Consider the following 12797-nt stretch of genomic DNA (forward strand, 5'->3'; position numbering starts at 1 on the left):
TCCTCGGCCGTCCTGCGCGCGCCGCCATGGGCGAAGATCTCGCTGCGATGGCCGCAGTTGGGGCAGCAGAAGAAGCTCATATTCTCGACGATGCCGAGCACCGGCACATCGACGCGGCGGAACATGTTCAGGCCCTTGCGGGCATCCAGCAGCGCGATGTCCTGCGGCGTCGAGACGATCACCGCGCCGGCCAGCGGTACGCGCTGGGCCATGGTCAGCTGCGCATCGCCGGTGCCGGGCGGCATGTCGACCACCAGCACGTCGAGTTCGCCCCAGTTCACGTCGCGCAGCATCTGTTCCAGCGCGCTCATCACCATCGGGCCACGCCAGATCATCGGCGTGTCTTCCGGCACCAGGAAACCCATCGACATGACGGGAATGCCCCAGCCCTGCAGCGGCTGCAGGCGCTTGCCGTCGGGCGATTCCGGCTTCTTGCCGCTCAGGCCCAGCATGCGCGGCAGCGACGGGCCGTAGATATCGGCATCCAGCAGGCCGACTTTCCTGCCACCCTGCGCAAGGGCCAATGCCAGATTGACGGCGGTGGTGGATTTGCCGACGCCGCCCTTGCCCGAGGCGACGGCGATGATCGATTTGATGCCGGGAATGGCCGGGCGCGCCGCAACTTCAGGCGCGGCCGACTTTTTCGCCGGGCCATGGCTGTGGCCGTGATCGTGATGATCATGACCATGTGAATGGGAATGTGCCGGTTGCGCCGCCGCCTTGCCCTGGGTCTGGGCGGTGAGCACCACTGTGGCAGAGGTGATGCCGGGCAGGGCGGCAACGGCTTTTTCGGCTTCCTTGCGCAGCGGTTCCTTGCGCGCGCCGTCCCGGGCCGGCACTTCCAGCACGAAACCGACATTGCCGCCCTTGATCACCAGGCCGGAAACCATGCCAAGTTCGACCACATTCTTGCCATGATCGGTGTCTACCACACCGCGCAGCGCGTCGAGGATCTGCGCTTCTGTAACCCCGGTCATGCTTGAAATCCCTGTAAACGTTCCAATATTCTCGATGGATGGCAGGCGAAGCCGCGCTTGTGCCCCGGTGATCCATATCAAGTGATTGATATATCGCGGAGGCTGAGGGACGGCAATTCATCTGCCCGACAGGACAGGCGAGGCCCTGCTTCAGGTGAGGCAGGGGCCGGAACGGGGCGACAACCCGCCGGCACAATGCGAAACTGGCGCCGTTGCGCCGGCCATTTGAGGGCTGGCGCTGTCTCGGACGGCCCGAAATCAGGTTAAGAAGGACTGTAGGATGCCCTGGAGCAATCAAGGTGGGGGTTTTGGCGGCGGTGGCGGCGGTGGTCGCGGCCCCTGGGGCCAGGGTTCGGGCGGCGGTAATCGCGGTTCGGGCGGTGGCAATGGTGGCGGCCCGTTCGGCGGCGGCCCAAACCCGCCCAGCCTTGAGGAAATCCTGCGCAAGGGCCAGGACCGCTTCCGCGGCATGCTGCCGGGCGGCGACGTGTCCGGCCGTGGTATCCTGCTGCTCATCCTGGTCGCCGTGGCCATCTGGCTCGGCACCGGCGTCTATCGCGTCGACACCGACGAACAGGGTGTGGTGCTGCGCTTCGGCAAGGTGCATGCCGTGACCGAACCCGGCCTGCGCTATCGCCTGCCCTGGCCGGTCGACAGCGTACTGACCCCGAAGGTCACCACCGTCAATCGCGAGGAAATCGGTTTCCGTTCGCTCGGCGAATCGTCCACCCGCGGCGCGCAGCAGCGCGACGTGCCGGAAGAAAGCCTGATGCTGACCGGCGACGAAAACATCGTCGACATCGATTTCACCGTGCTGTGGCAGGTGAAGGATGCCGGCCAGTATCTGTTCAACGTGGTCGATCCCGCACGCACCATCAAGCAAGTGGCCGAGAGCGCCATCCGCGAAGTGGTCGGCAAGAACAACATCCAGTTCATCCTGACCGAAGGCCGCACCAAGATCGCCGACGACACGCGTCGGGTGATGCAGGCGGTGCTGGACGGCTATAACGCCGGTATCGTCGTCACCCAGGTGGCGCTGCAGCGTACCGAGCCGCCGGCGTCGGTGATCGATGCCTTCCGCGATGTGCAGGCGGCGCAGGCCGACCGCGAGCGCGCACAGAACGAGGCGGAAGCCTATCGCAACGACATCATCCCGCGTGCCCGCGGCGAAGTGCAGCGCCTGCTGCAGCAGGCCGAGGCCTACAAGCAGGAAACCATCGCCAATGCCCAGGGCGATGCCAGCCGCTTCACCCAGGTTTACAATGAATACCGCCAGGCCAAGGACGTGACGACCAAGCGTATGTATCTCGAAACCATGGAACAGATCATGCGCGGCACCAACAAGGTGATCGTCGATAGCCAGGGCGGGGCAAATGGCGTGGTGCCGTACCTGCCGCTGCCGGAGCTGCAAAAGCAGCGCCAGCCGGCACAGCCGCAGCCGCAGCGCTAAGAGGGGAGACGCAACATGAACCGCTCGATCCTCACCGTCGTCGTCATCGTCCTGGTCGCCCTCGGCTTCCTGGTCAAGGCTTCGCTGTTCACCGTGCATCAGGCGCAGCAGGCCCTGTTGGTCCAGTTCGGCGACCCGCGTCGCGTAATCACCGAGCCCGGCCTGAATGTGAAGATTCCGCTGATCCAGGATGTGGTCTATTTCGACAAGCGCATCCTCGGCCTCGATGCCCAGCCGGAAGAAATCCTGACCGCCGACCAGCGTCGCCTGGTGGTGGACAGCTTCGTCCGTTACAAGATCACCAATCCGCTGCTGTTCTACCAGACCGTCCGCAACGAGCTTGGGCTGCGCGGCCGCCTCGCGCCTTCGGTGGCCAACGCCTTCCGCGGCGCCTTCGGCAAGCTGGACGCCAGCGTCATTATCTCGGGCGACCGCCCGGCTGCCATGCAGCAGGTGACCACCACGCTGCAGGAAGACAGCCGCCGTCTCGGCATCGAACTGGTCGATGTGCGCATCAAGCGCGCGGACTTCCCCGATACGATCGGACAGGCGATCTTCCGCCGTATGCAGACCGAGCGTCAGCGTGAAGCCAACGAGCAGCGTGCCACCGGCTTCGAGCTTTCGGAACGCATTCGTGCCGAGGCGGAACGCCAGCGCACCATCCTGATCGCCGATGCGCGTCGCCGTTCGGAAATCCTGCGCGGCGAAGGCGATGCTGAGCGCACCAAGATTTTCGCCGAGGCCGCCAACAAGGATCCGGAATTCTACAATTTCTACCGGTCGCTGCAGGCTTACGCGAAAGTGGTGCAACCGGGCGACACCACCATGGTGCTGTCGCCGGATTCCGAGTTCTTCAGGTATTTCGACAGCGCGAGCGGCGCGGCACGCCGTCCGGCTGGACGCTGAGTTGAGTTCGCCCGGGAACGCGGCCTGGGCGGCGAGGAGGGTATAGTATGGGGCGTATGATGCAGGAACGACTGGTCCGCAGTGTCACCGCGCGTGTCGCGGTGGCAGCCACTGTCCTGGTGCTGACATTCGGCACGCTGGCGCATGCGCGGGCACCGGAAGGCGACTTCGCCGATCTGGCCGAGCGGCTGCTGCCGGCGGTGGTGAATATCTCCACCACCCAGACCGTGCAGAACCGTGGCATCACGCCGGAAGGCATGCCGCAATTCCCGCCCGGTTCGCCGTTTGAGGATTTCTTCAAGGAGTTCTTCGAACGCCAGCAGCGCGGCGAGGGCAACCGCCCGCCGCGCCAGGTGTCCTCGCTCGGCTCCGGCTTCATCGTCGATGCCCGCGGCTACGTGGTTACCAACAACCACGTGATCGCCGATGCCGACCAGGTCCGCGTGATCCTGCATGACAATACCGAGCTGGAAGCCAAGATCATCGGCCGCGATCCCGAGGTCGACCTTGCCGTGCTGAAGGTCGAGCCGAAGGAGCACAAGCTGACCGCAGTGAACTGGGGCGATTCCGAGAAGATCCGCGTCGGTAACTGGACGCTGGCGATCGGCAATCCCTTCGGTCTCGGCGGCACTGTCACGGCCGGCATCATCTCGGCGCGCGGCCGCGATATTAACGCAGGCCGTTACGACGACTTCATCCAGACCGATGCCTCGATCAACAAGGGCAATTCCGGCGGCCCGCTGTTCGACAAGGATGGCAACGTCATTGGCATCAACACCGCGATCTTCTCGCAGTCCGGCGGCTCGATCGGTATCGGTTTCGCCGTGCCGGCCAACCTGGCGCGTCCGGTCGTGCAGCAGCTGATCGAATTCGGTCGCACCAAGCGCGGCTGGCTCGGCGTGCAGATCCAGTCGGTCACCGATGAGATGGTGGAGGCGCTCGGCCTGAAGCAGGCGCGCGGCGCACTGGTCGCCAAGGTGGTGCCCGGCGGCCCGGCGCATAAGGCCGGCATCGACAGCGGCGACGTGGTGGTCAGCTTCGACGGCAAGACGATTGCCAGCACCAATGCGCTGACCCGCAGCGTGGCCGAGACTCCGGTCGGCAAGACCGTGAATGTCGACATCGTGCGCAAGGGCAAGAAACAGACGGTGAAGGCCACGCTGGGCGAACTCGAAGCCGCGATGGCGTCCGCCAAGCAGGAGAACAGCCAGAAGGCCGACGCCAGCCGGCCCAAGCCCGGCCGCAACGAGACTGAACTGGCCGACCTCGGTGTGCGCATCGCGCCGCTGACCAAGGAACTGCGCCAGAAGCACGACATCAAGGATGACGTGAAGGGCGTGGTGGTCACCGATGTGGAAAACGATGGTCCGGCTGCCAAGCGCGATGTGCGCGTGGGCGACGTGATCATCGAGATGGCGCAGTCGGAAATCCGTAGCACGGACGATGCAATCGAGATGCTGAAGGCGCTGAAGGATGCCAAGCGCAAGGTCGCGCTGCTGCAGATCCAGCGCGCCGGCGAACCGCGCTTCGTGCCGATTCCGCTGAAGTCATAAGAAAGAGAAGACCCTCAGTCCAACCTCTCCCGCTTGCGGGAGAGGGAGGGCCCCGCGCAGCGGGAGGGTGAGGGGGGCGCAACATCACGGAAGGCCGGCAGCCAGGATAGCTTTCTGGCCCGGCCTTTTCTTTGCCGGCTTCGCAAATTCCAGTCCTTTCCCGTAAAATTGGCCGAACGAATCCGGGGGAAACGCATGTGCCGCTGGCTGACCTATCGGGGCGATCCGATCTATCTGGAAGACCTGCTGTTCGCGCCGCGCTATTCGCTGATCGAACAAAGCCTGCATGCCCGCAAGGCGGCGGTCGCCACCAACGGCGACGGCTTCGGCGTTGGCTGGTATGCCGAACGCGACCTGCCGGGGACCTATCGCGACATCCTGCCGGCCTGGAACGATCCGAACCTGCGCAGCATTGCGCACCAGATCCGCTCCAGCCTGTTCCTGGCGCATGTGCGCGCCTCCACCGGCACAGCCACCTCGCGCGCCAACTGCCATCCGTTTTCCAACGGCCGCTGGCTGTTCATGCATAACGGCCAGATCGGCGGCTATGCGCGCCTGCGCCGCCGGCTTGAAGCGCTGATCCCCGATGGTCTTTACGAACAACGGCTCGGCACCACGGACTCGGAAGCGATCTTCTACCTGATGCTGCATCACGGCCTCGACCGCGATCCGCTCGGCGCGATTGCCGCCGCCATTGCCGATGTGCGCCGGCTGATGATCGAGGATGGCATCGCGGAAGCCTTCCGTATGACGGCGTCGCTCACCGACGGCCGCTCGGTCTATGCGATCCGCTATTCCTCCGACGCCGAGCCCCCCAGCCTGTACTGGCGCATGGAGGATGGCCGCCTCACCATCGTGTCCGAGCCGCTGGACGAGCATGTGCAGAAATGGCTACCGGTGCCGCCCGGCCATGTGCTGGTGGCGGCCGAAGCCAGCGAAGTGACCTTGAACGCGCTGGCGGCGTAATAAAAAAGGCCGGCATTTCTGCCGGCCTTTTCAGTCCTTAATCGTCATCCCCGCGAAAGCGGGGATCCAGACTCACTTGATAATCTTTCCTGATCACTGGATTCCCGCTTTCGCGGGAATGACGAGTTTTTTTATTCGATCTCGCGGGCGTTCTGCACGATCTTGCCGACCAGGCCGTATTCGACCGCCTGTTCCGCGCTCATCCAGTAATCGCGGTCGGTATCCTTTTCGATCCGCTCGATCGGCTGGCCGGTCTCGCGGGCGAAGATTTCATTCAGCCGCTTGCGCATGCGGATGATTTCCTTGGCCTGGATAGCGACATCCGAAGCCGTGCCGCCGGCGCCGCCGGACGGTTGATGCAGCAGGAAGCGGGTATTGGGCAGCGAGAAGCGGTTTTCCGGCTTGGCCGCGGCAAAGATCAGCGCGCCGGCCGAAGCGACCCAGCCGGTGCCGACCACGCGCACATCCGGCTTCACGAACTTGATCATGTCATAGATCGTGTCGCCGGACTCCACATGGCCGCCCTGGCTGTTGATGAAGATGGTGATCGGATCGTCGCTGGCCGACTGCAGCGCCAGCAGGCGGGCCGAGACTTCCTTGGCCAGTTTCTGGTCGATGCCGCCGAAAATCAGGATGGTGCGCGCCTTGAACAGGCGCTCCTCGATGGCCGGGGTCTTGTCCCGCACCTTCTCCTTTTCGGTCTCGCCGTTCTTCTCCGGCTCGTCCTCATCCAGGCGGGTGATACGGTTCAGCATGCGCAACAGGCTCCTGCAAAAGTGCGGTCAAAAGTATCCCATGGGCGGCGCCGCAGCCGCAAGGCTCAGGCCCTTTCCGAGCGGTCCGCGCCTAGGCAAAAGCCGGGCTTTTCCGCTAGGCTTTCGGCCATTCTCTCCAGGCAGATAAGAAAGGTCGCGCCATGCTGAAAGGCAAGTCCGCCGTCGTCACAGGGTCCACCAGCGGTATCGGTTTAGGGATCGCCCGGGCACTGGCCAAAGAGGGCGTCAACCTGATGCTGAACGGTTTCGGCGATGCGACCGAGATCGAGAAGCTACGGGCGGGCATCGCCGCCGAATTCGGCGTGAAGGTGCTGTATGACGGCGCCGACATGAGCAAGGGCGAGGCTGTTGCCGCCTTCATCAGGAAGGCCGAAGAGGGCCTCGGCGGCATCGATATCCTGGTCAACAATGCCGGCATCCAGTTCGTGTCGCCGGTGGATGAATTCCCCGATGCCAAATGGGACGCGATCCAGGACATCAACCTGTCGTCGAGCTATCACTGCATCAAGACCGCTCTGCCCAGCATGAAGAAGAAGGGCTGGGGCCGCATTGTCAACATCGCCTCGGCGCATGGCCTGATCGCCTCGCCGTTCAAGTCGGCCTATGTGGCGGCCAAGCACGGCCAGGTCGGCCTGACCAAGTCGGTGGCGCTGGAAGTTGCCGAGGCCGGCATCACGGTGAATGCGATCTGCCCGGGCTATGTGCGTACCCCGCTGGTCGAGAACCAGATCGACGACCAGGCCAAGGCGCATAACATGCCGCGCGACCAGGTGATCCGCGAGGTGATCCTGGCCGTGCAGCCGACGCGGCGCTTTGTCGAGATCGAGGAAGTGGCGGCGCTCGCCGTCTATCTCTGCGGCGATGCCGCCAAGTCGATCACCGGCACGTCGATTGCCATCGATGGCGGCTGGACCGCGCGGTAAGGCACTTTCTCTCACCGCATACCATACCGTCATGGCCGGGCTTGTCCCGGCCATCCACGCCTAAAAAAACCACCGCAGTAATCAATCCTAGCCTCAGCATGGCGAGTTGACCAAACTTCCGTGGGTTGCTCACCCAAGCAATTCCAGTTGCGATGAGGGTATCTATGGGAATGTTGACGATTCTCGCGGCATTTGGGTGGAGTGCCATTTTGTGGCTTCTACTGACCGCAATTATTGCTGCGCTACTGGCGGCTCCAGTTTGGTTGTTTCATAAGAGCCGCGAGCGGTTAAGCCTGAACCGAAGTTCACTATCGTTTGAAAAGATATTTGAGAAATACCCTCCAGCATTATTCATTCTTGCTGGGCTGTGCGCTCTTGCCATTTTGATCTGATGGCGATGATGGTGTTCTGGTTAGTCTTTTGTATGCATACCAGCCGCCTGCCCCCGCGAGGATGGCTACCCCTAATGGCCCGGCAATAGCAAAACCGACGGGCGCTAAAACGAGAGCGGCACCGGAAGGAATCGCGATTGTAGTCCAATTTAATTGCGCCTTATCCCCCATCGCTCCTTACCATTCAAAGTTATGGATCAGTACCCCAACAGCTCCTAATTTTAGGAAGGCGTCCACCTGTTTTGACTGCGCGATACCGGTTTTGCACCAAGTCGCAAAATGCTCACAGTTTCCTGAAAATAGATCGTAACCAATCTCTCCCAATCGACTCTTGGCGTTTTCGACTACTTTATTTTTTGGCAGTGACTGACCCTTTGGGTACTGAATTACATGCCACTGTCCGTCCGAAAGAAATTTCTCCACACTGGTTTCACATATTGGACCTTTTCTTGCGAAGATGTTCTCTGACAAGCCAGAATGATGAATGATGGTGTAGCGGCCAATATAAACGCCGTGGTGAGTGTATCCAGCAGGTCTGCGAATCGCGACATGGCTACCAATTGGTAGCCTAGGACGCTTTGATGATATATCTAGCATCGTTGATCTAACCCCGCCCGAAAATCTCGTCGGCGCGGTAGCCCTGCAGGTAGAGCAAAGCGGTCAGGTCGCCGTGGCGGATGTTGATGCGGGCCTCGGCCTGCACCTTCGGCTTGGCGTGATAAGCTACGCCCATGCCGGCGGCACCCAGCATGGCGAGATCGTTGGCGCCGTCGCCGACCGTCATGCAATCTTCCACCGTGATGCCGCGCGCTTTGGCGACGCGTTCCAGCGCTTCCAGCTTGGCCTCGCGACCGAGGATCGGCTCACTGATACCGGCGATCTGCTCGTTCTCGATGATCATGTGATTGGCCTGCTGCTCGTGGAAGCCAAGCTGCTCGGCAATCGGCTGGGTGTAGTAATCGAAACCGCCTGAGACCAGCGCGCAATGCACGCCATGTTCCTTCAGCGTGGCAACCAGCGCCTGCGCGCCCGGCATCAGCCTGATGCGTTTGGCGGCCTCCTCCAGCAGGGTCGCCGGCTGGCCTTTCAGCAGGGCGACGCGCTCGCGGATCGCGGCGTAGAAATCGAGTTCGCCATTCATCGCCCTGGCGGTGATCTCGGCGACCTGTTCGCCGATCTCGGCGAGGAAGGCGAGTTCGTCCAGCATCTCGTTGCGGATGATGGTCGACTCCATGTCGGCCACCAGCGCCTTCTTGCGCCGGCTGGGCGAGGCGGGCAGCGCGATCACATCGACCGGCGCGTTGCGCAGGGCCACGCGTGCCACCTTTTCAGCTTCGCGCACATCGACATTGTCGAAGGGAATGTCGCAGGCAATTCCCGGTTCCAGCCAGTCGGCCGGCCCGACCCTGCCGCGGGCCAGCGCCAGCGCGTCGCGCACGGCACTGGCGAGCTTGGGCGTCAGCACGGCGTTATGGGGCGCGGTGATCAGGGTCAGAATGCTTTGCATCCGACTCTTCTAGGCCTGTAAAACAGGCGACGCAACCGACAGGCCTTTTCCGATGGACCCCCTGAAAGCCCCGATCATCGTGCTCGCCGGCCCGACCGCCAGCGGCAAGTCGGCGCTCGGCATTGCCATCGCCGAAAAGGTGCAGGGCACGATCATCAATGCCGACAGCATGCAGGTCTATCGCGATCTACGGGTGCTGACCGCGCGGCCGACCGACGACGAGATGCTCCGTGTGCCGCACCGGCTTTACGGTGTGCTGGATGGCGCCGCGCACGGCACGGCAGCCGTCTGGGTCGATCTGGCAAAGCAGGCCATCGCCGAGACCATTGCCAACGGCCGCGTGCCGATCCTGCTGGGTGGCACCGGCATGTATCTGCGCAGCCTGTTCGACGGTATGGCCGAGATCCCGCCGATCCCGGTCGAGATCCGTGCCGCGGCGCGGAGCAAGCTGAACGAGGAAGGCGCGACGGGTCTGCATGCCGCATTGGCCACCGCCGATCCTGAAACTGCCGCCAATCTGAAGCCGGGCGACAGCCAGCGGCTGGTGCGGGCCTGGGAGGTTCTGCAGGCGACCGGCCGCGGTCTGGCCGACTGGCAGCAGGCGCCAGCCAGTCCCGGTTTGTCGAATCCGGTAGTCCGCCTGCTGCTGCAGCCGCCGCGCGACAGCCTTTATGCGCGGATCGACCGGCGCTTTACCGGCATGATCGAAGCCGGCGCGCTGGAGGAAGCCCGGGCCGTGCTGGCGCGGACCGACCTTCCGGCCGATGCCCCGATGCGCAAGGCGCATGGACTTCCTGAACTGATCCAATATCTTAAGGGCGAGATCAGCCTCGACGAGGCGATCCGGGTCGGCCAGCTCAATACCCGGCATTACGCCAAGCGCCAGACCACCTGGTTCCGGCACCAGTTCAGCCCCGACCTGGTTGTGGAAAAAGACTTAAGCCAGCAAGAAAATTTCAACCTTGAGGCAGAAATCTTTCCATTCATTGTGAGATACCTGTTGACGGCCCGTTGAGGCGCTTCTAGGTTGGCGCCGCTTTTCCAGCCGGCCGGGGCCCGTCTTCCGGCCGATTTTCGTCTAAAAGGGCAGTTGCCCGAAGGATTTGAGCGTCATGTCCACCGCAGCGCAGGCCGCGCCGGCTCAGATGTCCGGTGCAGAAATGCTGATCAAGGCCCTGATCGATCAGGGTGTTGAGGTCGTATTCGGCTATCCCGGCGGTGCGGTACTTCCGATTTACGACGCGCTGTTCAAGCAGAATGCCATCCGCCACATCCTGGTGCGCCATGAGCAGGGCGCGGTGCATGCCGCCGAAGGCTATGCCCGCTCCACCGGCAAGCCCGGCGTGGTGCTGGTCACCTCCGGTCCCGGCGCCACCAATGCCGTCACCGGCCTGACCGACGCACTGCTCGATTCGATTCCGGTGATCTGCCTGACCGGCCAGGTCGCCACGCATCTGGTCGGCACCGACGCCTTCCAGGAATGCGACACCACCGGCATCACCCGCCCCTGCACCAAGCATAACTACCTCGTCAAAAACGTGGACGATCTGTCGCGCGTTGTGCATGAGGCTTTCTATGTCGCCACCAACGGCCGTCCGGGCCCGGTGGTGATCGACCTGCCAAAGGATGTGCAGGTCGCGCCGGGCACCTACACCGGCAAGGATAACGTCAAGCACAAGACCTATCGCCCGCAGGTGAGCGGCGAAGACGCCAAGATCAAGGAAGCGGTCGCCATGATGGCCGCCGCCGAGCGCCCGGTCTTCTATACCGGCGGCGGCATCATCAATGCCGGCCCGAGGGCGTCCGAACTGCTGCGTGAATTCGTGCAGCTGACCGGCTTTCCGATCACCAACACGCTGATGGGCCTGGGCGGCTATCCGGCCACCGACAAGCAGTTCCTCGGCATGCTGGGCATGCACGGCACCTGGGAGGCCAATCATGCGATGCATGATTGCGACGTGATGATCAATATCGGCGCGCGTTTCGACGACCGCATCACCGGTCGTCTGGCGGCTTTCTCGCCGGGCTCGAAGAAGATCCATGTCGATATCGATCCGTCCTCGCATAACAAGACAGTGCGTTGCGACCTGAATATCGTCGGCGATGCCTGCAAGGTTCTGGAGCAGATGATCTCTGCATGGAAAACGGGCGGTCACAAGCCGAACCAGAAGGCGCTCGACAAGTGGTGGCAGCAGATCGACCAGTGGCGCGCCCGCGACAGCCTCAAATACAAGAAGGATTCCAAGATCATCAAGCCGCAGCTCGCCATCGAGCGGCTGTATGAGCTGACCAAGGATCAGGACACTTTCATCACCACCGAAGTGGGCCAGCATCAGATGTGGGCGGCCCAGCATTACAAGTTCAACAAGCCGAACCGCTGGATGACTTCGGGTGGCCTCGGCACCATGGGCTACGGCCTGCCTGCCGCCATCGGCGTGCAGCTCGGCCATCCGGGCAAGCTGGTGATCGACATCGCCGGCGAGGCCTCGATCCTGATGAATATCCAGGAGCTTGGCACCGCAGCGCAGTTCCGCCTGCCGGTGAAGGTGTTCATCCTCAACAACGAATATATGGGCATGGTGCGCCAGTGGCAGGAGCTGTTGCATGGCGGCCGCTACTCGCAGAGCTATTCGGAATCGCTGCCCGACTTCGTCAAGTTGGCGGAAGCCTTCCATTGCAAGGGCCTGCGCTGCACCGATCCGGCCGACCTCGATGGTGTGATCAAGGAGATGATCGCCTATGACGGCCCGGTGGTGGTGGATGTCGCTGTCGACAAGGCGGAGAACTGCTTCCCGATGGTGCCGTCTGGTGCGGCCCATAACGAGATGATCCTGGCCGACGACAAGCCGAAGGATCCGACCAACGCCACCGTCAGCGAAGCAGGCATGGCCCTCGTCTGAGGGCCGGCGTCACAGAAGAAGAAATCAGATCATGTCCGCGTCGCAGCAGTCGATCCAGTCCCATATCCTCTCCGTGCTCGTCGATAACGAGCCCGGCATCCTCGCCCGCGTGGTCGGGCTGTTCTCCGGCCGTGGCTATAATATCGAAAGCCTGACAGTGGCCGAAGTTTCCGATGCCGCGCACCTGTCGCGTATTACCGTCGTCACGTCGGGTCCGGCCAACGTGATCGAACAGATCAAGGCGCAGCTCGGCCGGCTGGTGCCGGTGCATAACGTGCATGACCTGACGGTCGAGGGCCCGCATATCGCGCGCGAGCTTGCGCTGATCAAGGTGGCCGGCACTGGCGAGAAGCGCGTCGAGAGCTTGCGCATCGCCGATATCTTCCGCGCCCGCGCGGTCGACAGCACCACCGAATCCTTCGTCTTCGAACTGACCGGCAATCCGGA

13 protein-coding genes are annotated in these 12797 nt (G+C 62.8%); 9 read left to right on the top strand and 4 right to left on the bottom strand.

The window, feature by feature from the left end; genetic code table 11:
* Positions 1-977, bottom strand: a 977-nt coding sequence (locus CTR53_RS07880) for an Mrp/NBP35 family ATP-binding protein (protein ID WP_290810946.1), incomplete at its 3' end; no start/stop codon positions are given.
* 280 nt (positions 978-1257) lie between these two features.
* Between CTR53_RS07880 and hflK the strand changes: the two genes are divergently transcribed.
* The 4 genes from hflK to CTR53_RS07900 all read left to right on the top strand — a co-directional run bounded on the left by hflK (position 1258) and on the right by CTR53_RS07900 (position 5852).
* Complete coding sequence (gene hflK / locus CTR53_RS07885; RefSeq protein WP_290810948.1) at positions 1258-2427, top strand: FtsH protease activity modulator HflK; 1170 nt, start codon at positions 1258-1260, stop codon at positions 2425-2427.
* 15 nt (positions 2428-2442) lie between these two features.
* Positions 2443-3333 carry a protease modulator HflC gene (gene hflC, locus CTR53_RS07890; RefSeq protein ID WP_290810951.1) on the top strand — a complete coding sequence of 297 codons (891 nt, stop codon included), beginning with the start codon at positions 2443-2445 and terminating at the stop codon, positions 3331-3333.
* 47 nt (positions 3334-3380) lie between these two features.
* Positions 3381-4886 carry a DegQ family serine endoprotease gene (locus CTR53_RS07895; protein ID WP_290810954.1) on the top strand — a complete coding sequence of 502 codons (1506 nt, stop codon included), beginning with the start codon at positions 3381-3383 and terminating at the stop codon, positions 4884-4886.
* 195 nt (positions 4887-5081) lie between these two features.
* Positions 5082-5852 carry a class II glutamine amidotransferase gene (locus CTR53_RS07900; RefSeq protein ID WP_290810957.1) on the top strand — a complete coding sequence of 257 codons (771 nt, stop codon included), beginning with the start codon at positions 5082-5084 and terminating at the stop codon, positions 5850-5852.
* Between the two features lie 131 nt (positions 5853-5983).
* Here CTR53_RS07900 and CTR53_RS07905 read toward each other — a convergent pair whose 3' ends face one another.
* Positions 5984-6607 carry an ATP-dependent Clp protease proteolytic subunit gene (locus CTR53_RS07905; protein ID WP_290810960.1) on the bottom strand — a complete coding sequence of 208 codons (624 nt, stop codon included), beginning with the start codon at positions 6605-6607 and terminating at the stop codon, positions 5984-5986.
* Positions 6608-6768: 161 nt separating this feature from the next.
* On the opposite strand from CTR53_RS07905, the gene CTR53_RS07910 reads away from it, so the two are divergent.
* Together CTR53_RS07910 and CTR53_RS07915 are read left to right on the top strand one after the other, a co-directional pair.
* Complete coding sequence (locus CTR53_RS07910; protein WP_290810963.1) at positions 6769-7551, top strand: 3-hydroxybutyrate dehydrogenase; 783 nt, start codon at positions 6769-6771, stop codon at positions 7549-7551.
* A gap of 170 nt (positions 7552-7721) precedes the next feature.
* Entirely contained in the window at positions 7722-7943 is a 222-nt protein-coding gene (locus CTR53_RS07915) for a hypothetical protein (RefSeq protein ID WP_290810966.1), read from the top strand.
* Positions 7944-8120: 177 nt separating this feature from the next.
* Here the strand turns inward: CTR53_RS07915 and CTR53_RS21240 are convergent, their stop codons facing one another.
* Positions 8121-8540, bottom strand: a complete 420-nt coding sequence (locus CTR53_RS21240) for a lecithin retinol acyltransferase family protein (RefSeq protein WP_367158946.1) — start codon at positions 8538-8540, stop codon at positions 8121-8123.
* 7 nt (positions 8541-8547) lie between these two features.
* Entirely contained in the window at positions 8548-9450 is a 903-nt protein-coding gene (serB, locus tag CTR53_RS07920) for a phosphoserine phosphatase SerB (protein WP_290810969.1), read from the bottom strand.
* A 52-nt stretch (positions 9451-9502) separates the two neighbouring features.
* On the opposite strand from serB, the gene miaA reads away from it, so the two are divergent.
* The 3 genes from miaA to ilvN form a co-directional block, all read left to right on the top strand.
* Positions 9503-10465 (top strand): tRNA (adenosine(37)-N6)-dimethylallyltransferase MiaA, encoded by a 963-nt coding sequence (miaA, locus tag CTR53_RS07925; RefSeq protein ID WP_290810973.1) that lies wholly within the window; start codon positions 9503-9505, stop codon positions 10463-10465.
* Positions 10466-10562: 97 nt separating this feature from the next.
* Entirely contained in the window at positions 10563-12350 is a 1788-nt protein-coding gene (locus CTR53_RS07930; RefSeq protein ID WP_290810976.1) for an acetolactate synthase 3 large subunit, read from the top strand.
* A 31-nt stretch (positions 12351-12381) separates the two neighbouring features.
* Positions 12382-12797, top strand: a 416-nt coding sequence (ilvN, locus tag CTR53_RS07935) for an acetolactate synthase small subunit (RefSeq protein WP_290810979.1), incomplete at its 3' end; no start/stop codon positions are given.

Source organism: Ferrovibrio sp. (genome assembly GCF_002796975.1).
Lineage (GTDB): Bacteria > Pseudomonadota > Alphaproteobacteria > Ferrovibrionales > Ferrovibrionaceae > Ferrovibrio.

Excerpts from the sequence above, each read along its gene's own strand:
- hflK (WP_290810948.1), top strand. The coding sequence starts at position 1,258 with ATGCCCTGGAGCAATCAAGGTGGGGGTTTTGGCGGCGGTGGCGGCGGT.
- hflC (WP_290810951.1), top strand. The coding sequence starts at position 2,443 with ATGAACCGCTCGATCCTCACCGTCGTCGTCATCGTCCTGGTCGCCCTC.
- CTR53_RS07895 (WP_290810954.1), top strand. The coding sequence starts at position 3,381 with ATGGGGCGTATGATGCAGGAACGACTGGTCCGCAGTGTCACCGCGCGT.
- CTR53_RS07900 (WP_290810957.1), top strand. The coding sequence starts at position 5,082 with ATGTGCCGCTGGCTGACCTATCGGGGCGATCCGATCTATCTGGAAGAC.
- CTR53_RS07905 (WP_290810960.1), bottom strand. The coding sequence starts at position 6,607 with ATGCTGAACCGTATCACCCGCCTGGATGAGGACGAGCCGGAGAAGAAC.
- CTR53_RS07910 (WP_290810963.1), top strand. The coding sequence starts at position 6,769 with ATGCTGAAAGGCAAGTCCGCCGTCGTCACAGGGTCCACCAGCGGTATC.
- CTR53_RS07915 (WP_290810966.1), top strand. The coding sequence starts at position 7,722 with ATGTTGACGATTCTCGCGGCATTTGGGTGGAGTGCCATTTTGTGGCTT.
- CTR53_RS21240 (WP_367158946.1), bottom strand. The coding sequence starts at position 8,540 with ATGCTAGATATATCATCAAAGCGTCCTAGGCTACCAATTGGTAGCCAT.
- serB (WP_290810969.1), bottom strand. The coding sequence starts at position 9,450 with ATGCAAAGCATTCTGACCCTGATCACCGCGCCCCATAACGCCGTGCTG.
- miaA (WP_290810973.1), top strand. The coding sequence starts at position 9,503 with ATGGACCCCCTGAAAGCCCCGATCATCGTGCTCGCCGGCCCGACCGCC.
- CTR53_RS07930 (WP_290810976.1), top strand. The coding sequence starts at position 10,563 with ATGTCCACCGCAGCGCAGGCCGCGCCGGCTCAGATGTCCGGTGCAGAA.